Source organism: Leisingera sp. ANG-S5 (assembly GCF_000813925.1).
Classification (GTDB): Bacteria; Pseudomonadota; Alphaproteobacteria; order Rhodobacterales; family Rhodobacteraceae; genus Leisingera.
Genome location: NZ_JWLH01000003.1, coordinates 571,255 through 595,869, shown reverse-complemented (window position 1 = coordinate 595,869; position 24,615 = coordinate 571,255). Strand labels below are relative to the sequence as shown.

24 protein-coding genes are annotated in these 24,615 nt (G+C 61.5%); 10 read left to right on the top strand and 14 right to left on the bottom strand.

The features are described 5' to 3' along the window. Nucleotides 1-9 precede the first annotated feature (9 nt). On the top strand, nt 10-921 hold the full coding sequence (locus tag RA25_RS07575) for a LysR family transcriptional regulator (protein WP_039171142.1): 912 nt from the start codon (nt 10-12) through the stop codon (nt 919-921). A gap of 72 nt (nt 922-993) precedes the next feature. On the opposite strand, the gene phoB is transcribed toward RA25_RS07575, so the two are convergent. The 10 genes from phoB to RA25_RS07525 all read right to left on the bottom strand — a co-directional run bounded on the left by phoB (nt 994) and on the right by RA25_RS07525 (nt 10,649). Continuing rightward, complete coding sequence (gene phoB / locus RA25_RS07570; RefSeq protein WP_019296321.1) at nt 994-1,683, bottom strand: phosphate regulon transcriptional regulator PhoB; 690 nt, start codon at nt 1,681-1,683, stop codon at nt 994-996. A 3-nt stretch (nt 1,684-1,686) separates the two neighbouring features. Further along, entirely contained in the window at nt 1,687-2,397 is a 711-nt protein-coding gene (gene phoU, locus RA25_RS07565; RefSeq protein ID WP_039171139.1) for a phosphate signaling complex protein PhoU, read from the bottom strand. A gap of 16 nt (nt 2,398-2,413) precedes the next feature. Then, nucleotides 2,414-3,211 carry a phosphate ABC transporter ATP-binding protein PstB gene (gene pstB, locus RA25_RS07560; RefSeq protein ID WP_039171136.1) on the bottom strand — a complete coding sequence of 266 codons (798 nt, stop codon included), beginning with the start codon at nt 3,209-3,211 and terminating at the stop codon, nt 2,414-2,416. A gap of 15 nt (nt 3,212-3,226) precedes the next feature. Beyond that, nucleotides 3,227-4,585: a phosphate ABC transporter permease PstA gene (gene pstA / locus RA25_RS07555; RefSeq protein WP_039171134.1), complete on the bottom strand. Its 1,359-nt coding sequence runs from the start codon at nt 4,583-4,585 to the stop codon at nt 3,227-3,229. Then, nucleotides 4,585-6,057 (bottom strand): phosphate ABC transporter permease subunit PstC, encoded by a 1,473-nt coding sequence (gene pstC, locus RA25_RS07550; RefSeq protein ID WP_039171132.1) that lies wholly within the window; start codon nt 6,055-6,057, stop codon nt 4,585-4,587. The genes pstA and pstC overlap by 1 nt, the downstream gene beginning before the upstream one ends. Nucleotides 6,058-6,171: 114 nt before the next feature. Continuing rightward, nucleotides 6,172-7,227: a substrate-binding domain-containing protein gene (locus tag RA25_RS07545; RefSeq protein ID WP_019296316.1), complete on the bottom strand. Its 1,056-nt coding sequence runs from the start codon at nt 7,225-7,227 to the stop codon at nt 6,172-6,174. Nucleotides 7,228-7,433: 206 nt separating this feature from the next. Then, nucleotides 7,434-8,474 carry a sensor histidine kinase gene (locus RA25_RS07540; protein WP_039171129.1) on the bottom strand — a complete coding sequence of 347 codons (1,041 nt, stop codon included), beginning with the start codon at nt 8,472-8,474 and terminating at the stop codon, nt 7,434-7,436. A 102-nt stretch (nt 8,475-8,576) separates the two neighbouring features. Beyond that, on the bottom strand, nt 8,577-9,098 hold the full coding sequence (locus tag RA25_RS07535; RefSeq protein WP_019296314.1) for a gamma carbonic anhydrase family protein: 522 nt from the start codon (nt 9,096-9,098) through the stop codon (nt 8,577-8,579). Beyond that, complete coding sequence (gmk, locus tag RA25_RS07530; RefSeq protein WP_019296313.1) at nt 9,095-9,736, bottom strand: guanylate kinase; 642 nt, start codon at nt 9,734-9,736, stop codon at nt 9,095-9,097. Before gmk ends, RA25_RS07535 begins: the two co-directional genes overlap by 4 nt. Nucleotides 9,737-9,752: 16 nt before the next feature. Further along, nucleotides 9,753-10,649: a YicC/YloC family endoribonuclease gene (locus RA25_RS07525; protein ID WP_019296312.1), complete on the bottom strand. Its 897-nt coding sequence runs from the start codon at nt 10,647-10,649 to the stop codon at nt 9,753-9,755. A 239-nt stretch (nt 10,650-10,888) separates the two neighbouring features. Here RA25_RS07525 and RA25_RS07520 point away from each other — a divergent pair, with 239 nt between their 5' ends. Further along, a complete protein-coding gene (locus RA25_RS07520) occupies nt 10,889-11,704 on the top strand; it encodes a PAS domain-containing protein (RefSeq protein ID WP_029204826.1) in 816 nt (271 codons plus the stop codon). Between the two features lie 124 nt (nt 11,705-11,828). Here RA25_RS07520 and RA25_RS07515 read toward each other — a convergent pair whose 3' ends face one another. After that, the gene (locus tag RA25_RS07515) at nt 11,829-13,199 is read right to left on the bottom strand and encodes a class II 3-deoxy-7-phosphoheptulonate synthase (protein WP_019296310.1); all 1,371 of its coding nucleotides are present in this window, start codon (nt 13,197-13,199) and stop codon (nt 11,829-11,831) included. Between the two features lie 181 nt (nt 13,200-13,380). Here RA25_RS07515 and RA25_RS07510 point away from each other — a divergent pair, with 181 nt between their 5' ends. Then, nucleotides 13,381-14,385, top strand: coding sequence for a GlxA family transcriptional regulator (locus tag RA25_RS07510; RefSeq protein WP_039171127.1), 1,005 nt, complete (start codon nt 13,381-13,383; stop codon nt 14,383-14,385). 29 nt (nt 14,386-14,414) lie between these two features. Here RA25_RS07510 and RA25_RS07505 read toward each other — a convergent pair whose 3' ends face one another. Next, the gene (locus RA25_RS07505; RefSeq protein ID WP_019296308.1) at nt 14,415-14,831 is read right to left on the bottom strand and encodes a hypothetical protein; all 417 of its coding nucleotides are present in this window, start codon (nt 14,829-14,831) and stop codon (nt 14,415-14,417) included. A 57-nt stretch (nt 14,832-14,888) separates the two neighbouring features. Next, a complete protein-coding gene (locus RA25_RS07500) occupies nt 14,889-15,992 on the bottom strand; it encodes a PQQ-dependent sugar dehydrogenase (RefSeq protein ID WP_039171124.1) in 1,104 nt (367 codons plus the stop codon). A gap of 186 nt (nt 15,993-16,178) precedes the next feature. Between RA25_RS07500 and RA25_RS07495 the strand changes: the two genes are divergently transcribed. From RA25_RS07495 to RA25_RS07470, 6 genes are all read left to right on the top strand, one after another. Next, nucleotides 16,179-17,372 (top strand): ABC transporter substrate-binding protein, encoded by a 1,194-nt coding sequence (locus tag RA25_RS07495; RefSeq protein WP_019296306.1) that lies wholly within the window; start codon nt 16,179-16,181, stop codon nt 17,370-17,372. Between the two features lie 97 nt (nt 17,373-17,469). Continuing rightward, on the top strand, nt 17,470-18,258 hold the full coding sequence (locus RA25_RS07490; protein WP_027237606.1) for an ABC transporter ATP-binding protein: 789 nt from the start codon (nt 17,470-17,472) through the stop codon (nt 18,256-18,258). Continuing rightward, nucleotides 18,255-19,085 (top strand): ABC transporter ATP-binding protein, encoded by an 831-nt coding sequence (locus RA25_RS07485; protein ID WP_019296304.1) that lies wholly within the window; start codon nt 18,255-18,257, stop codon nt 19,083-19,085. Before RA25_RS07490 ends, RA25_RS07485 begins: the two co-directional genes overlap by 4 nt. Before the next feature lie 2 nt (nt 19,086-19,087). Continuing rightward, nucleotides 19,088-20,098, top strand: coding sequence for a branched-chain amino acid ABC transporter permease (locus tag RA25_RS07480; RefSeq protein ID WP_039171120.1), 1,011 nt, complete (start codon nt 19,088-19,090; stop codon nt 20,096-20,098). After that, nucleotides 20,095-21,417, top strand: coding sequence for a branched-chain amino acid ABC transporter permease (locus tag RA25_RS07475; RefSeq protein ID WP_019296302.1), 1,323 nt, complete (start codon nt 20,095-20,097; stop codon nt 21,415-21,417). The genes RA25_RS07480 and RA25_RS07475 overlap by 4 nt, the downstream gene beginning before the upstream one ends. A 180-nt stretch (nt 21,418-21,597) precedes the next feature. Next, entirely contained in the window at nt 21,598-21,846 is a 249-nt protein-coding gene (locus RA25_RS07470; RefSeq protein ID WP_019296301.1) for a hypothetical protein, read from the top strand. A 31-nt stretch (nt 21,847-21,877) separates the two neighbouring features. Here the strand turns inward: RA25_RS07470 and RA25_RS07465 are convergent, their stop codons facing one another. After that, nucleotides 21,878-23,422, bottom strand: coding sequence for a helicase HerA-like domain-containing protein (locus RA25_RS07465; protein WP_039171117.1), 1,545 nt, complete (start codon nt 23,420-23,422; stop codon nt 21,878-21,880). Nucleotides 23,423-23,920: 498 nt separating this feature from the next. On the opposite strand from RA25_RS07465, the gene RA25_RS07460 reads away from it, so the two are divergent. Continuing rightward, nucleotides 23,921-24,577, top strand: coding sequence for an invasion associated locus B family protein (locus RA25_RS07460; protein ID WP_019296299.1), 657 nt, complete (start codon nt 23,921-23,923; stop codon nt 24,575-24,577). Nucleotides 24,578-24,615 lie beyond the last annotated feature (38 nt).

The window sequence follows — 24,615 nt, the reverse complement described above, 5'->3', positions numbered from 1 at the left end:
CACTCATACATGATAGTGCCACGCAAGTTCCTGCCCTCGATTTCCTCCCTGCGAGCCTTGGAGGCGCTGGACCGGCTTGGCAGCGCCTCCGCCGCAGCGGATGAGCTGGCGCTGACGCAGGGCGCCGTCAGCCGCCAGCTGCAGACGCTGGAGCGGCAATTGGGGATGGAGCTGGTGCAGCGCGACCAAAAGAGGCTGGCGCTGACAACGGAGGCGCAGGATTACGCTGCGGAGATCCGGCAGGCCTTGAACCAGATCGTGCAATCCACCTTGCGTTTGCAGGCCGCACCGCTGGCCGGGACGCTCAACCTGGCGATCCTGCCAGCCTTCGGGATGCGCTGGCTGATGCCGCGGCTGCCGGAGTTTGCCCGGCTTCATCCGGATGTGACCATCAACATGGCCACCCGTCTGGAACCATTCAATTTTGCTACAGAACCCTTTGATGCCGCGATACATTTCGGAAACGCCGAGTGGTCGGGCACGCAATCTCTGCTTCTGAAGCACGAGCAGCTGCTGCCCGTCTGCGCACCGCAGCTTCTGGAGGGGCGTAGAGTAGACGAGCCGAAGGACATTCTGAAGCTGCCTCTGCTGCATATCCAGACGCGGACAACCGCTTGGAAAGACTGGTTTGAGCAGCAAGGCATTGAGGCTGCCGCGGGATTAAGTGGTACAATCTATGATCAATTCGCAACCATCACCCAGGCGGCCCTGCATGGGCTGGGCGTTGCGCTGATGCCGGATTACCTGGTGGAGCAGGACTTGGCGACAGGCCGGCTGGTGGCGCTGCATCCAGAGCCGGTTGAGACTGCAGGCGCCTATTACCTGATCTGGCCGGAGCGAAAATCAGACGCACCGGCGCTGATGAAATTCCGCACCTGGCTAGCTGGCAAGGCGCAGCCAGAGGACCCTCTGCCGCGGTAAAAATCAGGGGGTGACATGCGTGCACCCCCTGTACACCCCTTGTGCACCCCCCGGTGCAGTTTCAGCCAGGCTTCAGCCCAAGGCGTAGCCGGCGCCGCGCACAGTGCGGACGGGATCGTCGCCGCCATGCTGGGTCAGAGCTTTGCGCAAACGTCCGATATGAACGTCGACGGTGCGGGTGTCGACATAGATGTCGCGGCCCCAGACCCGGTCCAAGAGCTGTTCCCGGCTCCAGACCCGGCCCGGTTTCTCAATGAAGGTGGAGAGCAGCCGGAATTCGGTCGGCCCTAGCTTGAGCTGGTTGCCGCCCCGGCTGACCTTGTGGGTCTCGGCGTCCAGAACGATGTCGTCGTATTCCAGCCGCACCCCGACTGTGGAGGGCCGGACCCGGCGCAGCTGGCTGCGCACGCGGGCCATCAGTTCCACCACCGAATAGGGTTTCACCACGTAATCATCGGCGCCGGTTTCAAGGCCACGCACCTTGTCCACTTCCTCGGACCGGGCGGACAGCATGATCACCGGGATATTGCGGGTTTCAGCGCGGGTCTTGAGGCGGCGGCAGACCTCGATGCCGCTGAGGTTGGGCATCATCCAGTCGAGGATGATGATGTCCGGCATGTCCTCCTCGACCACCAGCAGCGCTTCCTCGCCGTCCTTGGCCTTGAGCACGCGGAAGCCGTCAGCTTCGAGATTGTAAGCCAGCACTTCCCGCTGCGCCATTTCGTCTTCTACAACCAGAACGGTGGGCTGGTCGGCAGCCATCGGTCAGATCTCCTGCGGTGTGGTCGAGGTGGTGTCGGCTTTCTTGCGGTCTTCTTCCGGCTTCTCGCCGGTGACCAGATAGATCACCTGCTCGGCGATCGCAGTCACATGGTCACCCATGCGTTCGGTGTTTTTTGCTATGAAATGCAAGTGCATACAGGCGGAAATGTTGCGCGGGTCCTCCATCATGTGGGTCAGGAATTCGCGGAACAGGGCGTTGTACATCTGATCCACGTCACGGTCGCGCTCGATCACATCGCGGGCCAGTTCCACATCGCGCTGAATATAGGAATCAAGCGCGTCCTTCAGCATCCGCTCCACCTCGCGCGCCATGCGGCGCAGGGCAGAGGTACCCTCGCTGATGTTCGGACCCTGGGCCAGAACACCGGTGCGCTTGGCCATGTTTTTCGCATAGTCGCCAATGCGCTCCAGGTTGCCGGCAATCTTCATCACCGACAGAACCAGCCGCAGGTCGGAAGCGGCAGGCGCGCGCAGGGCGATCAGGCGGGCGGTTTCCTCGTTGATCAGTTCTTCCAGCCCGTCGATGGCCTTGTCGCCCTGGCGCACGGTCAGGGCCAGTTCCTCGTCGCGGGTTTCCAGCGCCCGCGCGGCTTCGCGGATCGCGTCCTCGACCAGGCCGCCCATCTTCATGATCCGGGCTTGAATTGCCTCCAGATCGCGGTCGAAAGCAGATGCAATATGCTGTGCAGTCATTTGATTTTCCTTGAAATCAGCCGATCCGGCCGGTGATGTAGCTTTCGGTGCGCTTGTCTTCGGGATTGGTGAAGATCTGGCCGGTCGGTCCGAATTCCACCAGGTTGCCAAGGTGGAAAAAGGCGGTTTTCTGGCTGACGCGGGCGGCCTGCTGCATCGAGTGGGTGACGATCACCACCGAATACTGGCTGCGCAACTCGTCGATCAGCTCCTCCACTTGCGCGGTGGCGATCGGGTCGAGCGCCGAACAGGGTTCGTCCATCAGCAGCACCTCGGGTTCGGTCGCAACAGCGCGGGCGATGCACAGGCGCTGCTGCTGGCCGCCGGAGAGGCCGGTGCCGGGCGCATCAAGGCGGTCTTTCACCTCATCCCAGATGGCACCGCGGCGCAGGGATTTCTCCACGATTTCATCCAGTTCCGCCTTGTTCTTGGCCAGGCCATGGATGCGCGGGCCATAGGCCACGTTGTCGTAAATCGACTTGGGGAACGGGTTGGGTTTTTGGAACACCATGCCGACCTTGGCGCGCAGCTGCACCGGGTCGACACGCTTGTCATAGATATCCTCCCCGTCCAGCAGGATGTCGCCCTTGACGCGGCAGATGTCGATGGTGTCGTTCATCCGGTTCAGGCAGCGCAGGAAGGTCGACTTGCCGCATCCCGAAGGACCGATAAAGGCGGTGACGGTGTTGTCCTCGATCTCGACGTTCACGTCTTTGATCGCGTGGCTGTCGCCGTAATAGACGTTCACGTCCTTGGCGGCGATTTTGATGTTCTGGGTTTCCACGGTCTTATCCATCACGGTCATGTCGTTCATTGCACTATGCCCCTTTTACCAGCGGCGTTCAAAGCGGCGGCGCAGGATCACGGCAAGCGTGTTCATGGTCACCAGGAAGAGAAGAAGGATGATGATGCCGCCCCAGGCGCGTTCGTAGAATGCAGGGTCGGCGCGTTTGGCCCATTCGTAGATCTGGGCAGGCATGGCAGAGTTCGGCGCCAGCAGCCCGTCAGCCAGAGTTTCCGGCGCGTTGGAGGCGATGAAGCCGACCATGCCGATCAGCAGCAGCGGCGCGGTTTCCCCTAGCGCCTGTGCTAGGCCGATGATTGTGCCGGTCAGGATGCCGGGGGCGGCCAGCGGCAGCACATGGTGGAACACCGCCTGCATTTTCGAGGCACCGACGCCCAAGGCCGCGTCGCGGATCGACGGCGGCACCGATTTCAGCGAGGCGCGGGTGGAGATGATGATGGTCGGGAGCGTCATCAGCGTCAGCACCAGGCCGCCCACCAGCGGCGCCGAGGTCGGCAGGTGCATGTAGTTGATGAACACCGCGAGGCCCAGGATGCCGAAGACGATGGAGGGAACGGCTGCGAGGTTGGAGATGTTCACCTCAATCAGGTCCGTCAGCCAGTTCTGCGGCGCGAACTCCTCGAGATAGATCGAGGCGGCGACGCCGATCGGCAGCGCCAGCGCCAGCACCACAAACATCATGAACAGCGAGCCCAGCATGGAGACGCCGATACCAGCTGCCTCCGGGCGGGCGTCGGAGGCATCCGCGCCAAAGATGAAGTCGAGGTTGAAGGTCTTCTCCAGCACCCCGGCAGCGGCCAAGGCGTCGACAAGATCAAGCTGTTCCGCAGAGATGTTCTTGTCGTTGACGATGCTTTCCCGGGTGACGCGGCCCTTCAGGTAGCCATCGACACGGCTGGATGCGAGGAAGCGGAACTCCACCGTCTGGCCGATCTGGTCCGGGTTGGCGATCACATAGTCGCGCAGTTGGGCCGCGACGTCTTTGGACAGGATGCCCGCCAGTTCCTTGGACTTGAGGCCGGTCTCGATGCCCAGCTCCTCAATCGCGGCTTCCATCGCGCCCTTTATGATCGGGGCATAGCCGAAGGTGGTGACCTTCTTGATGTCCTCGATGTTGCGCTCGCCCTTCTTGTCGAGCTTGGCTTCGAGCAATTCCACATTCAGCGTGACAAAGGTCTGCTGGAAGGCACCGGTGCCCTTGCTGACGATGGTGGTCACCAGTACCAGCAGCATGATCAGGCCCGCAGTGATCGCGGCGATGCCATAGGCCTTGAACCGGGTTTCAGCAGCGTTGCGTTTGCGGGTTTGTGCGGATTTCTCCAGCAGCGAGCCGCCGTGTTTACGGGGCGCAGCGCCTGCGGGATTTTGGCTGAGGTCAGTCATTAGTCGTACTGCTCCCGGTATTTGCGCACGATGTAAAGCGCCAGGACGTTCAGGCCGAGGGTCAGGACAAACAGGGTCAGGCCCAGGGCAAAGGCAACCAGCGTTTCCGGGCTGGCAAAGTCGGTGTCGCCGGTCAGCTGGCTGACGATACGGGTGGTGATGGTGGTCATCGATTCCAGCGGGTTGGCAGAGAACTTGGCAATTGCGCCCGCCCCCATCACCACAATCATGGTCTCGCCAATCGCGCGGGAGGCGGCCAGCAGCACCGCACCGACGATGCCCGGCAGGGCGGCAGGCATCACAACCTGGCGCACGGTCTCGGACTTGGTGGCGCCAAGGCCCAGCGAGCCGTCGCGCATCGCCTGCGGCACCGCGTTGATGATGTCATCGGACAGCGAGGACACGAAGGGGATCAGCATGATGCCCATCACGAGGCCCGCGGTCAGAACAGAGGTGGCGCCAGCCATCCATTCGACGCCCAAAAGGCCGCCCTTGCCAAAGAGGTCCGCCAGCGCGGGGCCAACAGTCAGCAGCGCAAACAGGCCGTAGACGATGGTGGGGATGCCCGCGAGGATTTCCAGCAGCGGCTTGGCAAAGGCACGCACGGCGCCGCTGGCGTATTCCGACAGGTAGATGGCGGCAAACAGGCCAACCGGAACCGCCACCAGCAGGGCAATGAAGGAGATATAGAGCGTGCCCCACAGGAGCGGCAGGATCGACAGCTCACTGCCGCCGCGGAAGTTCGGCGCCCAGGTGGAGCCGAAGAAGAAGTCGGTCCAGCTGTGCAGGCCAAAGAAGTTTTTGGTTTCAAACAGCATCGACAGAACGATGCCCACGGTGGTCAGGATCGCCAGCGAGGCAGCTAGGATCAAGAGCGCCAGCACCACGCGTTCCACAACGTTGCGGGCGCGGAAATCCTTGTGGGTGCGGCTGTAAGCGAAGGCAAAACCGCCAAGCGCCAGCAGCGCGACAACAACGGTCATCGCGGTGCGGCCGGTGTTCGACAGGTTGCGGTAAGCCTGTGCGGCATTCAGCACTTCCGAGCGCACGTCGTCGCCCAGGGCCACGCCCACCTCACCCATCAGGGCGCGGACGTCCTGACCGCTGTCAGCAACATTGCGGGCTTCACGGGCGGTCAGCAGCCCCTGCTCCACTGCCAGGTCCAGGCCTTCGGCCACGCGGCGCACGTCGCTCATCACCAATCCGATGGAGGAGCTTTCCGGGATCGCCTCTGCCGGGATCATTCCGGAGACGCGGGTCTCGATAAACATCGGCTGGGCCAGCAGCCAGATCGCAAGGGCGCCGATGGCCGGAACAAAGGCAGCAAGAGCCACGTGGTAGCCATAATAAGATGGCAGCGAATGAAGGTCTTTGACATTGCCCGCAGCGGTGGCGATCGCACGGCGGCGGCCGCCGTAGAAGCCCGCGGCAGAGAGCGCGATCAGGAGGGCAACAAGCCAGAAAGTGGGCATGAAAAGCTCCGGTTTTGGCGGTGTCTTTTATATTGCGGCAGCCCTGCCGCGGAAGAAGCGCCGGGGCGGAGGTAGGCTCCGCCCCGGCAAGGATCAGATCACAGGCAGGACAGCTTAGGAGTTGCCGCCCATCACGGCTTCGTTGGCAACCGCTTCCTGGGTGTCCGCCAGTTCCGGGTCGGCAACCAGGCCGTATTCGGCCAGCGGGCCGTCTTCGCCGGCAACTTCGTCTGCGACGAAGAATTCAGCATATTCCTTCAGGCCCGGGATCACGCCGATGTGGGCTTTCTTCACGTAGAAGAACAGCGGGCGGGAGACCGGGTATTCGCCGGTTGCGATGCTCTCGGTCGAGGGAACGATACCGGACATGGTCGCAACCTGCAGCTTGTCGGTGTTGTTCTCGTAGAACGCCAGGCCAAAGACGCCAATGCCGTCCTTGTTGCTTTCGATGCGGGCCAGGGTCTCAGTATAGTCGCCGTCGATGTCGACCGATTTGCCGTCGGTGCGCAGGGCGATACAGGCTTTCTCAGCCGCTTTCTTCTTGGCTTTGTCGCTGTCGCCTTCGGCGTGGGCCAGCAGGTGCTCAAACGCACCGGTGGCTTCGCAGCCGGCCAGGATGACCTTGTCTTCGAACACTTCGCGGGTACCGTGCTTGGTGCCCGGAACGAAGGCCTGGATGTCAACGGCCGGGAAGTCGGCGTTCACGTCGGCCCAGGTGGTGTTCGGGTTGTCGACCAGTTCGCCGTCAACCAGAACCTTGTCGGACAGGGCCAGGAACCAGTCGGTCGGGGTGAACTCAAAAGAGTTGGCGCTGCTGTCGGAAGCAAACACGATGCCGTCATAACCGATGCGCACTTCGATGATGTCGGTCACGCCGTTTTCGGCACAAGCGGCGATTTCCTTGTCCTTGATTTTGCGCGAGGCGTTCGCGACATCGATGGTGTTTTCACCCACGCCTTCGCAGAAACGCTTGAGGCCAGCGGAGGAGCCGCCGGATTCCACAACCGGGGTCGGGAAGTCGAAGTTTTCGCCAAAGGCTTCTGCCACGATGGAGGCGTAGGGCAGAACGGTGGACGAACCGGCAACCTGCACCTGGTCGCGCGCAGCAGCAGCGGTTGCGGAAACGGCGGCGATTGCCAGGGTGGATGCGGTCAGTTTCACAAAGGACATTTGTGTCTCCAAGAGTTTCATAGGTCGATCACCCCCTCGATGATCTTGCCGCCTCTCCTATGGGGTGGTGATGAGGCTTTTGTGACAGGTGTGTAACAGCCGTATGACAAAGCCGGTTTTTGGCGAAAAAATTCCGTCACAAATGAAAAACTGCCGGTCGTGGGACCGGCAGCGTTCTTTGACGGCCTGGTCGACGGCACAGCTGCCTACTCAGGAAGAATGACGGTAAAAACAGACCCTTGCCCCAGGTCGCTTTCAACACGCAGCCTTCCGCGGTGGCGGTTGATGATGTGTTTTACGATCGCCAGGCCAAGTCCGGTGCCGCCCAGTTCGCGGGACCGGTGGCTGTCCGCGCGGTAGAAGCGCTCCGTCAGCCGCGGCAGGTGAACGGGATCGATTCCCGGGCCGTTGTCGATCACCTGGACCCGCGCGGCAGGCGCGCGCACCGAGGGATCGCGCTCAGTATGGGTCAGCACAACCCGCACCTGATCGCCGCCGTATTTCACCGCGTTTTCAACCAGGTTGGTGAACACCTGCTGCAGCTGATCCGGGTCGCCGGTGACACAGACCGGGTCCTCCGGTGCCCCAAGTGTCATCGCAGCGCCGCGGGCCTCTGCCACTGGCGCCAGCGTTTTGAGGGTGGAGGCCAGATGCGCGGTCAGATCCACCTGTTCCTTTGGGCGGACCCGTTCTTCGCTTTCCACGCGGTTGAGCGACAGAAGGTCCCCGACCAGGCGGTTCATCCGGCTGGCTTCGCCCTCCATGATCGTGAGAAACCGGTCGCGCGCAGCGGCGTCATCCCTGGCCGGGCCGCGCAGGGTTTCGATGAAACCGATCAGCGCCGTCAGCGGCGTGCGCAGTTCATGGCTGACGTTGCCGACGAAATCGCGGCGCATCTGGCTGGCCTGCTCGCGTTCGGTGATGTCGTCGAAACAGGCCAGTACCGCGCCGCCGCCCACCGCGCCGATGCCGGGCACATAGCGAAGTGTCACCGTGTAAGTGGTGTCCTGCGCGCCGTCGTTGGACAGGTGCCGTGCGGTGCGGGGTTGCTTGTCGTGCAGGCAGGCCTCAATCGCGGTGGCAACGCTAGGCTGGCGCAGGATGGTGGCGAAATGGCGCCCCTGGACGCCCTGCCCCAGCAAAGCTTCGGCGCCGCTGTTAATGGCGATGAAGCGTTCGGTCTGGTCCACCATCACCGCCGGCAGCGGAATGGCCGCCAGAAATCCTTCTATCAGATCAGTCGTCATATGTTCCCCGCTGTTGACCAGTCCGGCCTGCCTACTGCCCCAGTGTGAACCTGTTGTGGCAGCAACCGTTCAAGCAGCGCAAAACCGCCCGGTTTTCGCCGGTTACAGCGGTTTCAGCTCCGCCCGGAAGCGGCGCATGTTGTCCTGATAAAGGAGCGCGCTTTGCGTCAGCTTTTCAGCCAGCGCCGCGTCCACCTCCCGCACTACCTTGCCGGGGCTGCCCATCACCAGGGAGTTGTCGGGAATTTCCTTGTTCTCGGTGATCAAGGCCCCTGCCCCGATCAGGCAGTTCTTGCCGATCTTGGCACCGTTCAGGATGGTGGCGCCCATGCCGACAAGGGAGTTCTCGCCAATGGTGCAGCCATGCAGCATTGCCTTGTGGCCAATGGTGCAGTTCTTGCCAATGGTCAGCGGGTAGCCTGCATCAATGTGCATCACCACGTTTTCCTGCACGTTGGTGCCCTCGCAGATGCGGATTTCCTCGTGGTCGGCGCGGATGGTGACTCCGAACCAGACTGAGGACCCTGCCTCCATCACCACCTTGCCGATCAGGTTGGCATCGGGGGCGACCCAGGTGTCCTCATCGATTTGCGGCCGGTGAGCGCCAAGAGCAAAAAGGGTCATGACTGTTCCTCGAACTGGGTTTGCAGGGCGCGGACGTGATCCTGCAGCTTCGGCTGTTGGATGCGGCGCATGCGCTCGGCCTCGACGATGGTTTTCAGCTTGGCCTCTGTCTCGTCCAAGTCGTCGTTGACCAGCACATAGTCATAATAACCCCAGTGGCTGATCTCATCCCAGCTTTTCATCATCCGCTTGGAGATCACCTCGTCGCTGTCCTGCGCCCGGGTTTCCAGACGGCGGCGCAGTTCGGTGATCGAGGGCGGCAGGATGAAGATTGACAGCGCGTGCTTGCCCAGATCGGAGTTGCGGATCTGGATCTCACCCTGCCAGTCGACGTCGAACAGCACGTCCTGACCGGCCTCGATGGTGTCCTTCACCGGGCCAGCGGGCGAGCCGTAGAAGTTGCCGAAGACGTGGGCGTGCTCCAGCATGCCGCCCTCAGCCACCTTCTGCTTAAACTCGTCTTCGGACATGAAGTAGTATTCGCGGCCGTGCTCCTCACCCGGGCGCGGGGCGCGGGTGGTGGCGGAGACCGAGAAGGCAAGGCCCGGGTCCCAGGCCATCAGGCGGCGGGCCAAGGTGGATTTGCCTGCGCCCGAAGGCGATGAGAGGATGATCAAAAGGCCGCGGCGGTCCGCCATCAAAGCACTCCTTTTCTTATTCTATGTTCTGCACCTGCTCGCGCATCTGGTCGATCACGGTTTTCATCTCAAGCCCAACTGCCGTCAAGCCGGCATGCTGCGCCTTAGAGCAGAGAGTGTTGGCCTCGCGGTTGAACTCCTGCATCAGGAAATCGAGTTTGCGGCCCACAGCGCCGCCCTTCAGCAGCAGATCACGGGCAGCAGCCACATGGGCGCCAAGGCGGTCCAGTTCCTCGGTCACGTCGGCTTTGACCGCAATCAGCGCCAGTTCCTGCGCCACCCGGTCAGGGTCGGCGCCATCGGCGTTATCCATGACACGCGCCAGATTGGCCCGGAGCGTTTCGGCCATCTTGGCCTTGCGCTCTTCGGCGCGCTCTGCCGCTTGTGCGGTCAGCGCGGCGACCTGCTCCAGCTGGGTGTTAAGAATTACGGCAAGCGCCGCGCCCTCGGCCTCGCGCATCTGCACGAATTCCGCCACAAGGGTTTCCAGTTCCTTTGCAAGCGCAGCCACCAGAGGCGCCGGATCATCATCACCCGCGGACTGTTCCAGCACGCCCTTGAAGGACAGAAGCTCCGCTGCCGAGGCCGGACGCACCTCCACCCGGTTCTGCTTGGCGAGCGACTGCGCCTCTCCCAGTGCCTTGACCACGGATTTCAAAACCGCGGCGTTGACTTGCACCTGCCCGGCGCCGTCCTCAGTCCTAGTGATCCGGAGTGTCAGCGAGACATTGCCCCGCGCCAGCGCTTTGGACAGGGCGGAACGGGTCAGGTTTTCAAGGCCTTCCAGCCAATCCGGAACCCTAAGCCGGATATCCAGCCCCTTGGCATTGACCGACCTGAGCTCCCAGCTCCAGCTGTGCTGATCGGAGCTGCCCTGTGCCGAGGCAAAGGCGGTCATGCTGCGGATGGTCATAAGAAAGCCCCCTGTTCGCTGGTGATTAAACTGCTCTACTGTCTTGAAACTACAGGGTGCAAGCGCAATTGCAAAAACGGGCGCAAGCGAAGGCGTTAACCATTGCTTTAAGATTTAGTCCAAATTTGAATTAGATTGTGTCATCTTAACTTCAGGGTAACCATACCGGCCCTAAGTCTTAAGGCAGCAAGGAGCTGCGCGGGGACCACGGGATGTCCGGTGTTGCAGGGGATAATGAGATGATTTTTGGCAGCCGCAGTGGAGATGGCCTGTCTGACGGACAGGGAAACGTTGTATCCATGAACCGTTTCCGCAAGGGCGGCGCACTGTCGCCGCTGCGTCAGGCGGAAGCCTATTGGACCGCGCTGCGCCGTGGAGACGATGTGCCCAGCCGGTCGCAGATTGATCCGCGCGGTCTGGAAAACATCCTGAGCAACACCTTCATTCTGGAACGGATTGCGCCGGGCATCGCCCGTTTCCGTCTGGCCGGTTCGCTGGTCAATGAAATGGCGGGCATGGAAGTGCGCGGGATGCCGGTCACGGCGTTTTTCACCACAGATGCACGCAAGCAGCTGAGCAATGCGATGGAGCATATGTTCGACACGCCCGCGGTTGTGGAACTGGAGCTGCAGATTGAGGCGCCGCGCCTGAGCAAACCGCGCGAGGCCCGCATGCTGCTGCTGCCGCTGCGCAGTGATCTGGGCGATATCAGCCGGGTGCTGGGGGTTCTGGTGGCAGACGAAGCCGCTTCGGTCACATCGCAGCGGTTCTCGATCACCTCGATCGAAATGCGTGCCGTTGGCAAGCCTTCGGGCGCCGCGGAGTTCAAGGCTAAGCCGCGGGAAGACGCGAAGGAAGACCATGCAGATGTGAACCAGCCCAATCCCGGCTTTGCCGAGGTTCAGGCCCGTTTCAAGCCGGAGCGGTCGCTGCTGGAAGAGGCCAAGGCGCTGCTGGACCGCAGCCGGGCCGGCAAAGCGGCCGAACCGGCGGACCCTGCCGCTGCCAAGCACAAGGGCGCACCGCATCTGCGGCTGGTGGTCAGCCGCGACTGATCCGGTGCCGGCACTGGAAGATTTCTGAATTCAAGTACAAGGTCATAGCTGCTTGAATTGACTGCGCCCCGGAGGAGAACCTCCGGGGCGCCTTTTTGTTTGCCGGCAGCTGTCGCAGGCGGCCTTAGCCCGCTTGGCGCGCAGACTGCTCTGCGCGCAGGGCGGACAATTCCTCTGCCACCAGGAAGGCCAGCTCCAGCGACTGGCTGGCATTCAGGCGCGGATCGCAGGCGGTGTGGTAGCGGTCGCTCAGGTCTTCCTCGGTCACCGCGCGGACGCCGCCGGTGCATTCGGTCACGTCCTGGCCGGTCATTTCGAAATGCACGCCGCCGGGGATGGTGCCCTCAGCCTTGTGAACACCGAAGAAGTCGCGCACTTCGCGCAGCACGCTGTCGAAGGGCCGGGTCTTGTAGCCGGTGGAGGACTTGATGGTGTTGCCATGCATCGGGTCGCAGACCCAGGTGACATTGGCACCCTCTTCCTTCACGGCCTTGACCAGCCGCGGCAGATGCTCCCCTGCCTTACCGGCGCCAAAACGGGCAATCAGGGTCAACTTGCCGGCCTCGTTGTCCGGGTTGAGGCGTGACATCAGCACCTTCAGATCCTCGGCGCTGGTGGTCGGGCCGCACTTGAGGCCAATCGGGTTCAGCACGCCGCGGCAGAATTCCACATGAGCGCCGTCGGGCTGGCGTGTGCGGTCGCCGATCCAGATCATGTGGCCGGAGCCGGCCAGCCATTTGCCGGAGGTCGAATCGAGGCGGGTCAGCGCCTCCTCGTATTCCAGCAGCAGGCCTTCGTGGCTGGTGTAGAACTCCACGGTGGAGAATTCATGAGTGGTGTCGGCGGTAATGCCGGCGGCGCTCATGAAGTCGATGGTGTCCTGAATGCGGGTTGCGATCTCGCTGTACTTCTGGACTTCCTGCTCATCGGTGAAGCCGAGGGTCCAGGAGTGCACCCGGCTCATGTCGGCGAAACCGCCGGTAGAGAAAGCGCGCAGCAGGTTCAGGGTTGCAGCCGCCTGGGTGTAGGCCTGCAGCATCTTCTGCGGGTTCGGGATGCGGGCATCCGGTGTGAACGCCAGTTCATTGATGATGTCGCCGCGATAGCTGGGCAGTTCCACGCCATCAATGGTTTCGGTCGGCGCGCTGCGCGGCTTGGCGAACTGACCTGCCATGCGGCCAACCTTCACCACCGGCACCTTGGCACCATAGGTGAGCACCATGGCCATCTGAAGCATCACCTTGAAAGTGTCGCGGATGCCGTCGGCGCTGAACTGGTCAAAGCTCTCGGCACAGTCGCCGCCCTGCAGCAGGAATGCCTCGCCGCGGCCAGCCGCGCCCAGGTGCTGTTTCAGGCGGCGCGCTTCGCCGGCAAAGACCAGCGGCGGATACTTGGACAGCTGAGCCTCGACAGCGTTCAGCGCTGCGGCATCGGTGTAGTCCGGCATCTGCACCCGCGGCTTGTTGCGCCAGTCCGATTTTTGCCATTCGCTCATGACTTTATCTCCGCATCAGAGGTCTTTAGAATATGTTGTGTGCTCTATACAAAATCCGCCGGGGGGAGACCAGTTTAGAATTGCGGAGACTTGACCCCGCGTCCAAGCTGTGAGCACGGTTTTCCGACTTGCCGCGGAGCGTGCTCCCGCGGCCCGACTTGTTTCTTGAAGGACGCCCGCCATGCAGACGCCACGCAAGCCTGCTGTTTCAGGAGTAGCCACCGGCCAGCCCAAGAGGTTTGTCTTTGTACTCCTCGACAAATTCACCCTGCTTTGCTTTTCGGCCGCGATGGAGTCGCTCAGGATCGCAAACCGGATGGCTGGCAAGGAGCTGTACAGCTGGTCCGTGGTGGGCGAAGGCGGCGAGACGGTAACCTGCTCAGCGGGCACGGTCTTTCAGCTTGATTCGGACTTGGATGAGCTGCAGCGCGACGATACCATCATGCTGTGCGGCGGTATTGATGTGCAGGACGCCTCCACCAAGAAAGTGCTGTCCTGGCTGCGCCGCGAAGCGCGCAAGGGCCTGATGGTCGGCGGATTGTGCACCGCGTCCTACACGCTGGCAAAGGCCGGCCTGCTGGACGGCAAACGGGCCACCATCCACTGGGAAAATGCCGACAGCTTCAGCGAGGAATTCGACGAGGTTGAACTGGCCAAGTCTGTGTTCGTCATCGACGGCAACCGGTTGTCGACCGCAGGCGGCACCTCCTCCATCGACCTGATGCTCAAGCTGATTGCCAATGACCATGGCGAGGAGCTGGCCAATTCGGTGGCAGATCAGCTGATCTATTCCTCGATCCGGACCGACCAGGATACCCAGCGGCTGTCGATCCCGACCCGCATCGGGGTCCGCCATCCCAAGCTGTCGATGGTTATCCAGATGATGGAAGCCAATATCGAGGAGCCGATCAGCCCGTCGATCCTGGCCCAGGATGTGGGCATGTCCACCCGCCAGCTGGAGCGCCTGTTCCGACGCTACCTTAACCGCTCCCCCAAGCGCTATTACATGGAGCTGAGGCTGCAGAAGGCGCGCAACCTCTTGATGCAGACGGATATGAGCGTGATCAACGTGGCGCTGGCCTGCGGCTTTGCCTCGCCCTCGCATTTCTCTAAATGCTACCGGGCGCATTACGACACCACCCCCTACCGCGAGCGCGGCAGCAAGGCGGCGGCTTATAAGGCCTAGGGAGCCTAAGGAACTGGTTCGGGAAGCTTTCAAAGCTTCCCGAAAACAACATCTGAGTTTGTGTTGAGGTCAAATTTCAGCACCACGATGCTATCGCCGCGGTCGTGAATAAAGGCATAATAGTAGCAGTAGTTCAGCACGTCCTCATTCCAATAGATCCGAACCTCCTTCTTGAAGCCGTTCATCAATTCCTTGCGTGCCGCTACGCTGCCGCCGGTAAAGCCGTGCGGGTAAATTGCCGCCAATTGCTGCTGCGCGCTTTGCAATTGCTCGGGGGTGTATTCGTCACGGCCGCCCAGCCGGGTAATCAGCTGTTTGAAGTCACGTTGCTTGATGACTGTATCCACAAAGCGTTCATATGCTTCATACGAACTGAATACGCTGTCCTGCGCCAGAGCGGTAGCTGGAAGCAGCGCAATCAGCGCCGCGGCGAGAAATTTCCTCATATCAATCTTCCTGTTTTAGCTATTTTAAACGCGTGTCTCAGTTTTCGGGTGGCGCGGTTAATTGGAGATGCGAAACACCGCCCCTTCGCTCTCTGATGCGAACCAGATGCTGCCATCGGGCGCTTCCTGAACATCGCGGATGCGCCCGGTTTCGCTGCTGCGTATCTGCTCCACCTCTTTAAGGGGGGATCCGGATAGGCGGGAAATGTAGTCGAACTTGAGAGAGCCGACGAAAATATCGCCCCGCCACTCAGGCCACATCCGCCCGGAATAGATCATCATGCCCGACGGTGCGATGGACGGATCCCAGTACCACGCGGGCTGCTCCATGCCTTGTTTCAACGTGCCCTCGCCGATTTTTGCGCCTGAGTAATGCCGGCCGTAGGAGATCACCGGCCAGCCGTAGTTGGCGCCTTTGCGGACCCGGTTCACCTCATCGCCGCCCTTGGCGCCATGTTCCGCCACCCAAAGACTGCCCTGCAAATCAAGCGCCATTCCCTGCGGGTTGCGGTGGCCGTAGGACCAGATCTCTGGCTGGGCATCCGTGCGGCGGACGAAAGGATTGCTGCCTGGCACGGTGCCCTTCCTGTTGATCCGCACCACTGACCCCTGATGCAGCCGCAGGTTCTGGGCGCTGGGACGGTCGCCGCGCTCGCCCAAAGAAATGAACAACGTGCCATCCCGCGCCTCTACCACGCGGGAACCGAAGTGGCGGCCGCCGGTGGCGCCGGGCGCTGCCTCAAACAGGATGCGCAGGTCCGTCAGAGACCTGTTGTCCGCGCTGAGCCGGCCTGCGGCCAGGGCAGTGCCCGCGCCGCGCCCCTGCCGTTTGGCGAAGGTCAGGAATATCTCCCGGCTGGTTGCAAAATCGCGCGGCACCATCACGTCCAACAGGCCGCCCTGCCCCTCGGCAACAACGGCAGGCGTGCCGCCTATGCGATTCTTTTTTCCGTCCCGCACATGGAAAAGCGCGCCATCCCGTTCCGTCACCAGAACCGCGCCGTCCGGCAGAAACGCAAAGGCCCAGGGCACATCGAAGCCGCCTGCCATCTTCGTCACGCGAAGCTGACCCAGTCTGCTGTTCATCGTATCCGCTTGAACTGTCGGAGAAAACGGCAGCAGCAGAAGCACAGCCGTCAATATGCGTAACCAATGCAACATTTCCGCTTCCCCTTCTGTTACTTTAAGCTTAAATTAAACTCAGCTCCGCACCACATGACCTGATAATAGCGGAGAACAACGGGACGGACTCTTTGCTATCTCACGCCTCAACGGGACTTTTCTTTTCCAAACGGCTTGCCTAGGGTCCGATGTGAACATTTTTGTTCCAACAATGGGAGTTCTCAAATGAAGAAACTGCTGATGGCCACCGCGGCCGCTGCGCTGACGGCTGGCACCGCATATGCCGGCGGCCATGCCAAGGAAGTGAAACTGGGCGTTCTGTTCGGCTTCACCGGTCCGATTGAATCGCTGGCACCGGCCATGGGCGACGGCGCCGAGCTGGCCATGGAAGAAGTCACCAAATCCGGCAAGCTGCTGGACAGCGCCACCGTGACTTCCGTGCGCGCTGACACCGGCTGCATCGACAACGGCCTGGCCGTGGCAAACGGCGAGAAACTGGTAGCCGAAGGCGTGAACGGCATCATCGGCGGCGACTGCTCCGGTGTGACCGGCGCGATCCTGCAGAACGTGGCGATCCCGAACGGCATGGTGATGATCTCGCCCTCCGCAACCTCGCCCGGCCTGTCGACCATGGAAGACAACGGACTGTTCTTCCGCACCTCGCCGTCGGACGCACGCGAAGGCCAGGTGATGGCCGAGATCCTGAAAGAGCGCGGCATCAACTCAATCGCCCTGACCTACACCAACAACGACTACGGCAAGGGCCTGGCGGACGCGATCCAGTCCTCGTTCGAGGAAGTTGGCGGCGAAGTCACCATCGTGACTGCGCATGAAGACGGCAAAGGCGACTACTCCGCGGAAGTCGGCGCGCTGGCCTCCGCTGGCGGCGATATCCTGGTGGTTGCAGGTTACCTGGACCAGGGCGGCCTGGGCATCATCCAGGGATCGCTGGATTCCGGTGCGTTTGACACCTTTGGCCTGCCTGGCGGCATGATCGGCGACAGCCTGCCTGCAAACGTTGGCGCGGACCTCGACGGCTCGTTCGGCCAGATCGCGGGTTCCGACAGCAAGGGCGCGGAAATCTTTGCCGAAATGGCAAAAGAACGCGGCTTTGACGGCACCTCGGCCTACGCGTCCGAGTCCTATGACGCAGCGGCGCTGTTCCTGCTGGCAATGCAGGCCGCCAACTCCACCAACCCGGCGGATTACGTCGGCAAAATCCTGGACGTGGCAAACGCCCCGGGCGAGCCGATCAACCCGGGTGAGCTGGGCAAGGCGCTGGAAATCCTCGCCGCTGGCGGCGACATCGACTATCAGGGCGCAACCGGCGTTGAGCTGATCGGCCCGGGTGAGAGCGCAGGCTCCTACCGCGAGATCGAAGTGAAGGACGGCAAGAACGAAACCCTTCGCTTCCGCTGATAAGCATCTGAAAAGCAACCAAGATAGGCCAGCCCGGGTTTTCCCGGGCTGTTCTAAATTAAAAACGCCGCGAAAACGCGGCAGGGGATGAAATGACATGATCGTCGTCGAGGACTTGCACAAGCACTTCGGCGGGTTCCACGCGGTTGACGGCGCCTCGCTGGAAATCGCCAAGGGGTCCATAACCGGTTTGATCGGCCCGAACGGGGCCGGAAAAACCACACTTTTCAACGTTATCGCTGGCGTTCTGGAGCCAACTTCGGGCCGGGTCACCATGGATGGTGAGGATATCACCGGCCTGCCGCCGCATGAGCTGTTCCACAAGGGGCTGCTGCGCACCTTCCAGATCGCGCATGAGTTCTCTTCGATGACGTGCCGGGAAAACCTGATGATGGTGCCCGGCGCGCAATCGGGCGAGACTCTTTGGAACACCTGGTTTGGCCGCAAGCGGATCGCGGACGAGGAACGCGCGCTTCGGGCCAAGGCCGACGAGGTGCTGGAGTTCCTGACGATCAGCCATATCGCGGATCTGAAGGCAGGCCAGGTATCGGGCGGCCAGAAGAAGCTGCTGGAGCTTGGCCGCACCATGATGGTGGACGCCAAGATCGTCTTCCTCGACGAGGTCGGCGCCGGTGTGAACCGCACCCTGCTATATACCATTGCTGACGCCATCAAGCGCCTCAACGAGGAGCGCGGATACACTTTTGTCGTGATCGAGCACGACATGGAATTCATCGGCCGCCTGTGCGACCCGGTGATCTGCATGGCCGAGGGCAAAAAGCTGGCCGAGGGCACCCTGGACGAGATCAAGGCAAACGAACATGTGATCGAAGCCTATTTGGGCACCGGTCTGAAAAATAAAGACAAACTGGAGGCGGATGCATGAGCGACAACCCCTACCAGGACGATCATGGCAACAAGGATGCCTCGATCACCAACACGAAAGGCATCGGCACGATGCAGCCCGCCCATCTGAAAAGCGGCCCCACCCACAAGGTCGAGGGCGGCCCGTTCCTGATCGGCGACACCATGACCGGCGGTTACGGCAAGGGTCCGGACATCCTGCATGACTGCACCATCGCCGTCGACAAGGGCGAGATCGCGGTGATCGTCGGCCCCAACGGCGCCGGCAAGTCGACCGCGATGAAGGCGGTGTTCGGGATGCTGAACGTGCGCTCCGGCGCCGTGCGTCTGGACGGCGAGGACATCACGCAGCTCACCCCGCAGGACCGGGTGGTCAAGGGCATGGGCTTTGTGCCGCAGACCAGCAACATCTTCACCTCGATGACAGTGGAGGAGAACCTGGAGATGGGCGCGTTTATCCGCACCGATGATTTCCGGGACACGATGGAGCAGGTCTATGATCTGTTCCCGATCCTGCGCGACAAGCGCAACCAGCCCGCCGGCGAGCTGTCCGGCGGCCAGCGCCAGCAGGTGGCTGTGGGCCGCGCGCTGATGACCAAGCCCAAGGTGCTGATGCTGGACGAGCCGACAGCAGGCGTCTCCCCTATCGTGATGGATGAGCTGTTCGACCGCATCATCGAGGTCGCCCGCACCGGGCTGCCGATCCTGATGGTGGAGCAGAACGCCAAGCAAGCGCTTGAGATCGCGGACAAAGGCTATGTTCTGGTGCAGGGGCGCAATGCCTATACCGGCACCGGCAAGGAGCTGCTGGCCGATCCCGAAGTGCGCAAATCTTTCCTGGGGGGCTAAGCATGGATCTTCTCAACGCCCTCGTGGCGCTTACCAATTTTGTTGTTGTCCCCGGGCTGGCCTATGGCAGCCAGCTGGCGCTTGGCGCGCTGGGGGTGACGCTGATCTACGGGATCCTGCGGTTCTCGAACTTTGCCCATGGCGACACCATGGCGTTTGGCGCGATGGTCACGATCCTGATCACCTGGGCGTTTCAGTCGATGGGGATCAGCGCAGGACCGCTGCCGACTGCGCTGCTTGCGCTGCCCTTTGGCATTTTGGGCACCATTGGCCTGGCGCTGCTGACCGACCAGACCGTTTACCGGTTCTACCGCCAGCAGAAGGCCAAGCCTGTGATCTTCGTGATGGTCTCGCTCGGTGTGATGTTCATGATGAACGGCATCGTGCGTTTCATCATCGGCCCCGGCGATCAGCGGTTTGCCGATGGCGAGCGGTTCATCATCAAAGCACGCACCTTCAAGCAGATGACCGGGCTTGACGAAGGCCTGGCAATCAAGACCACGCAAGGCATCACCGTGATCACCGCGATCATCGTGGTGGCGGTGCTGTTCTGGTTCCTGAACAAGACCCGCACCGGCAAATCCATGCGGGCCTATTCGGACAACGAGGATCTGGCGCTGCTGTCGGGCATCAACCCGGAGCGCGTGGTGATGTACACTTGGATGATCGTCGCGGCGCTGGCGACCATTGCGGGTGTGCTTTACGGTCTCGACAAGTCATTCAAACCCTTCACCTATTTCCAGCTTCTGCTGCCGATCTTTGCCTCCGCCATCGTGGGCGGCCTTGGCAATCCGATCGGGGCCATTGCCGGCGGGTTCATCATCGCCTTCTCCGAGGTGACAATCACTTATGCCTGGAAAAAGGTGCTGACCTACGGCCTGCCGGACAGCCTGGCGCCTGACGGGCTCGTTCAGCTCCTCAGCACAGACTACAAGTTCGCGGTCTCCTTCGCGATCCTGATTGTCGTCCTCCTGTTCAAGCCTACCGGCCTTTTCAAAGGGAAAGCGGTATGACCGAGACCATGAAACATACCCTTCTTTTCGTCTTTGTCGGCGTGATGATCCTCGCAGAAGGCATGACCGACTTCCTGTTCTTCTCTGGCTCCTGGAACTCGGCGCTGGTGATCCTGAACATGGGGTTGATTTCGGCCATCATGGCCATCGGGGTCAACATCCAGTGGGGCTTTGCCGGTCTGTTCAACGTCGGCATCATGGGCTTCACCGCGCTTGGCGGGCTGGCCGTGGTGCTGGTGTCGACCCCAGTGATCCCGGCGGCCTGGTCGTCCGGAGGTGTCAGCATCGTGATGGCATTGGTGATGGGCGCGCTGACAGTTGTGTCGGCGGTGATGATCACCAAGTTCATGCCAGGTGGCAAACTGCGCACCGTTGTTCTGCTCGCTGTGCTCATCGTGGGCTTCTTTGTCTACCGTGCAATCTTTGATCCCGCTGTCGGTTCGGTCGAGGCAATCAACCCGGCGCTGCAGGGCAATATCGGCGGCCTTGGCCTGCCGGTGCTGCTGGCCTGGCCCGCAGGCGGCCTGCTGGCTGCCGGTGCTGCCTGGCTGATTGGCAAGACCGCCCTGGGCCTGCGCTCGGATTACCTGGCGATTGCCACGCTGGGCATTGCCGAGATCATCATTGCGGTCCTGAAGAACGAGGACTGGCTGTCGCGCGGCGTAAAGAACGTGGTCGGCCTGCCCCGCCCGCTGCCCTATGAGGTGGATCTGCAAAGCGATCCGTCCTTTGTGGAGCGCGCGGCCAGCTGGGGCATGGACCCGGTCACCGCCTCCACCGTCTACGTCAAAGCCGGCTATGCGCTGATGTTCACCGTGGTGCTGCTGGCGCTTCTGTGGATGGCGCAGATGGCGCTGAAAAGCCCCTGGGGCCGGATGATGCGCGCGATCCGCGATAATGAGGTTGCGGCAGAGGCAATGGGCAAGGACGTGACCCGCCGCCACCTGCAGATCTTTGTGCTGGGATCCGCCATCTGCGGCATTGCCGGGGCGATGATGACCACGCTCGACAGCCAGATGACACCGGGCACCTACAACCCGCTTCGCTTCACCTTCCTGATCTGGGTGATGGTGATTGTTGGCGGGTCCGGCAACAACTTCGGCGCGGTGCTGGGCGGCATGCTGATCTGGTTCTTCTGGATCAAGGTGGAGCCGATGGGCATCCTGCTGATGGAACTCGTCACCTCCGGCATGGCAGAAGGCAGCGCGCTGAAGGCGCATCTCTTGGAAAGCGCCTCGCACATGCGGCTGTTTACCATGGGGCTGATTTTGCTACTGGTGCTCAGGTTCAGCCCGCGCGGCCTGATTCCGGAGAAATAACCGCCGCTTTGCTGGAAAACAGCATATTGCGTGAAAAATTGACTGCCGCTCAGGACGCCCTGGGCGGCAGTTTTCTTGCCTGCCTATGCGCTCGGTGCTCTGCCGTGGAACCCGCGGGTTTTAATGATTTATTTCCCCTCTCGCGATATTCGGAGGGAAACCGACCGAGGTGAGCCAGTTATGAAAACCAAGTCCAAGTTAATAAAACTTACGGCCGTTGCGGCAGCCTTGAGCGGCTGTGTCAGCCCGGAGAATTACGAAACAACCCCAGTGCAGCTGCAAACCAGCAAGGGCATTGTCACCTGCCAGCTCTACACCAAGGAGCGGGTATTGTGGGACCGTTCCATCGACAGGCCCGCTACCATGTCCGTGCAAGAGGCTGATGCAATCTGCAAGCAGGAAGGCCAGCGGCAGAAAGACGGCGGCTGACGCCGCTGCCGTTTCTGACACCGGCTGCGCCCTAACGCCCCTTGAACAGGCTGCCGAGAATTCCGCGGACAATACGCCGCCCGGTGGTGCCTTTCAGCTCCTTGATCACGGCTTCTGACATCGCAGAAGTGAACGTATCCTTTTGCCGGTACGAGCGGGAAGAAGAGCGGCTGACCCGTGAGCCTGAGTAACGGCGGCCGGCGTTGAACTCGCGTGCCGCTGGTTCCTGGGCATCCTCTGCTGCCGCTTCTGAGGCTTCGGCTTCCTGAGCCGCAGCCGCTGTCCGCTGCGCGAGGATCTCATAGGCAGAGCGCCGGTCCACCGGATTGTCGTACTTCCCGGCCATGTCAGAGGCTTTGAGCATCTCCTTGCGCTCGCCGTCTGTAATCGGTCCCAACTGCGTGCTGGGCGGCCGGATCAGTGTGCGCTCCACCACGCCGGGCACGCCTTTTTTCTGCAGCATGGAGGTTACCGCTTCGCCGACGCCAACCTCGCGGATGGCGTCTTCGGTCGAAAACCGGGGATTCTCGCGGTAGGTTTCAGCCGCCAGCCGCAGGTTCTTGCGGTCCTTGGCAGTAAAGGCGCGCAGCGCGTGCTGAATGCGGTTGCCGAGCTGGCCCAGAATGTCCTCCGGCACATCGGCCGGGTTCTGGGTGATGAAATAGATCCCAACCCCCTTGGAGCGGATCAGCCGGGCGACTTGTTCCACCTTGTCGGTCAGCGCCTTCGGCGCGTCTTCAAACAACAGATGCGCTTCATCAAAGAAGAAGACCAGCCGCGGTTTGTCGGGGTCTCCAACTTCGGGCAGTTCCTCAAACAGTTCGCTGAGCAGCCATAGCAGGAAGGTCGAATAAAGCCCCGGCGCTGCCATCAGCTTGTCCGCGGCGAGAATATTGACCATGCCCTTTCCGGACGCATCGCAGCGCATCAGGTCGCTGAGCGCCAGGGCCGGTTCGCCGAACAGCCCGGCGCCGCCCTGGTTCTCCAGCACCAGGAGACGCCGCTGGATGGCACCGATCGAGGCCGTCGACACATTGCCGTAGCGCAGCGACAGCTGGCTGCGGTTTTCGCCGATCCAGACCAGCAACGCCTGCAGGTCTTTCAGATCCAAAAGCGGCAGCCCTTCCTCGTCAGCGAGCCGGAAGGCGATGTTCAGAATACCCTCCTGCGCCTCGCTCAGCTCCAGCAGCCGTGCCAGCAGCAGCGGCCCCATCTCGGCTACGGTGGTGCGCACCGGATGGCCCTGCTTGCCATAGAGATCCCAGAAGGTCACCGGGCAGGCATGGTAAGTGTAACCGGCAAAACCGATTTTACCCGCGCGGGAGGTGAAGGCCTCGTGCAGCTTGTGGCTTTCCGTGCCCGCCTTTGCCAGCCCTGACAAATCCCCCTTCACATCCGCAAGGATCACCGGCACGCCCGCGTTGGAAAACCCCTCTGCCAGGATCTGCAGGGTGACGGTCTTGCCGGTGCCGGTAGCACCCGCAATCAGCCCATGGCGGTTGGCATATTTCAGGCTCAGCCCCTGCGGCTCGCCATATTCTTCGCCGCCGCCGCCAATGAATAAGCTATCTGCCATCTCCGCCCTGCCCGTTCTTTTTCCTGTGGATAACAATACAAAGTTAACTTTTGAATGCGATAGTCAATCTTGCCCGCCCCAGCACTATGCGGTTGCCGTGGCGGACATTTCCTCCCTGTCAGACTGGGCCGTGCCTCGCGCACGGCCTTCTTTTTGGGCAAATACTGCCTGTAAAACGGGCATCCTCAGCCGTAAACTCATCCCACAGCATGCAATTTTCATGAATTGCAGGCCGTCCTTATTTTTTTTGAACTTGCATGTTGACCGATGGCCAGCCCTTTCGTAACGTCCTACGCAATAACTAAGTCGGCCAGTCCGACGGGGAGAAACAAATACGAAAAAGGGAACCATCGGGTTCCCTTTTTTGTATTTTATCAGCATCTTCCAAGACTGAAGCACTGTGCGCGGATTTCCCCGCTATTCCTTTGTTATTGGCCTGACACTGCCAGGACAGCGTGCTAAACGCGTTGGCAGCGTCTTTAAAAAAATGAGGCATTCATGTTGAAGTCCCTGACCCCGATCACGCTTGCCGCGGTGCTGGCGATGACCGCGCCGCTGGCGGCGCAGGAAACCGCCGCCGAAGAAACCGGCACCACCGAACAGGCCGCCGGGGCGGAAACCACAGAGCAGGCAGACCAGGCGGAATCGACCGCAGACCAGCTGCTGGACCTGGGGGAACCGGTCAATGACGGCCCCAAGCTGGGTGAACGCTACTCCAAAGAAAAGCATGGCGACTGGGATTTGGCCTGCATCAGGACCGAGGCCGAAAACGACCCTTGCTCGCTGCTGCAGGTTCTGAACGGCCCGCAAGGCAACCCGATGGCAGAAGTATCGATGTTCCGTATCGACCAGCAAGGCGGCCAGGCTGTTGCAGGCGCGACCGTGATCGTGCCGCTGGAAACCCTGCTGCCCGCCGCGCTGACCATCTCCATCGATGGCGCGCCAGCCAAGCGCTACAACTATTCCTTCTGCAATCAGCTGGGCTGCGTTGCGCAGATCGGCCTGACCCAGGGCGACATCGACGCCTTCAAGAAGGGCAAGGAAGCAGTACTGTCGCTGCGTCCGGCGCCGGCACCGGATCAGGTTGTTTCGATGAAGCTGTCGCTGAGCGGCTTTACCGCGGGCTATGACGTCGTGGATGTCGTCAAGCAGTAAGCTCTGCAATCAGCTGAAAGAAAACGCCGCGCGCCCCA

Bases quoted from the DNA above. Each gene is read 5' to 3' on its own strand.
- RA25_RS07575 (WP_039171142.1), top strand. From the start codon at position 10: ATGATAGTGCCACGCAAGTTCCTGCCCTCGATTTCCTCCCTGCGAGCC.
- phoB (WP_019296321.1), bottom strand. From the start codon at position 1,683: ATGGCTGCCGACCAGCCCACCGTTCTGGTTGTAGAAGACGAAATGGCG.
- phoU (WP_039171139.1), bottom strand. From the start codon at position 2,397: ATGACTGCACAGCATATTGCATCTGCTTTCGACCGCGATCTGGAGGCA.
- pstB (WP_039171136.1), bottom strand. From the start codon at position 3,211: ATGAACGACATGACCGTGATGGATAAGACCGTGGAAACCCAGAACATC.
- pstA (WP_039171134.1), bottom strand. From the start codon at position 4,585: ATGACTGACCTCAGCCAAAATCCCGCAGGCGCTGCGCCCCGTAAACAC.
- pstC (WP_039171132.1), bottom strand. From the start codon at position 6,057: ATGCCCACTTTCTGGCTTGTTGCCCTCCTGATCGCGCTCTCTGCCGCG.
- RA25_RS07545 (WP_019296316.1), bottom strand. From the start codon at position 7,227: ATGTCCTTTGTGAAACTGACCGCATCCACCCTGGCAATCGCCGCCGTT.
- RA25_RS07540 (WP_039171129.1), bottom strand. From the start codon at position 8,474: ATGACGACTGATCTGATAGAAGGATTTCTGGCGGCCATTCCGCTGCCG.
- RA25_RS07535 (WP_019296314.1), bottom strand. From the start codon at position 9,098: ATGACCCTTTTTGCTCTTGGCGCTCACCGGCCGCAAATCGATGAGGAC.
- gmk (WP_019296313.1), bottom strand. From the start codon at position 9,736: ATGGCGGACCGCCGCGGCCTTTTGATCATCCTCTCATCGCCTTCGGGC.
- RA25_RS07525 (WP_019296312.1), bottom strand. From the start codon at position 10,649: ATGACCATCCGCAGCATGACCGCCTTTGCCTCGGCACAGGGCAGCTCC.
- RA25_RS07520 (WP_029204826.1), top strand. From the start codon at position 10,889: ATGATTTTTGGCAGCCGCAGTGGAGATGGCCTGTCTGACGGACAGGGA.
- RA25_RS07515 (WP_019296310.1), bottom strand. From the start codon at position 13,199: ATGAGCGAATGGCAAAAATCGGACTGGCGCAACAAGCCGCGGGTGCAG.
- RA25_RS07510 (WP_039171127.1), top strand. From the start codon at position 13,381: ATGCAGACGCCACGCAAGCCTGCTGTTTCAGGAGTAGCCACCGGCCAG.
- RA25_RS07505 (WP_019296308.1), bottom strand. From the start codon at position 14,831: ATGAGGAAATTTCTCGCCGCGGCGCTGATTGCGCTGCTTCCAGCTACC.
- RA25_RS07500 (WP_039171124.1), bottom strand. From the start codon at position 15,992: ATGTTGCATTGGTTACGCATATTGACGGCTGTGCTTCTGCTGCTGCCG.
- RA25_RS07495 (WP_019296306.1), top strand. From the start codon at position 16,179: ATGAAGAAACTGCTGATGGCCACCGCGGCCGCTGCGCTGACGGCTGGC.
- RA25_RS07490 (WP_027237606.1), top strand. From the start codon at position 17,470: ATGATCGTCGTCGAGGACTTGCACAAGCACTTCGGCGGGTTCCACGCG.
- RA25_RS07485 (WP_019296304.1), top strand. From the start codon at position 18,255: ATGAGCGACAACCCCTACCAGGACGATCATGGCAACAAGGATGCCTCG.
- RA25_RS07480 (WP_039171120.1), top strand. From the start codon at position 19,088: ATGGATCTTCTCAACGCCCTCGTGGCGCTTACCAATTTTGTTGTTGTC.
- RA25_RS07475 (WP_019296302.1), top strand. From the start codon at position 20,095: ATGACCGAGACCATGAAACATACCCTTCTTTTCGTCTTTGTCGGCGTG.
- RA25_RS07470 (WP_019296301.1), top strand. From the start codon at position 21,598: ATGAAAACCAAGTCCAAGTTAATAAAACTTACGGCCGTTGCGGCAGCC.
- RA25_RS07465 (WP_039171117.1), bottom strand. From the start codon at position 23,422: ATGGCAGATAGCTTATTCATTGGCGGCGGCGGCGAAGAATATGGCGAG.
- RA25_RS07460 (WP_019296299.1), top strand. From the start codon at position 23,921: ATGTTGAAGTCCCTGACCCCGATCACGCTTGCCGCGGTGCTGGCGATG.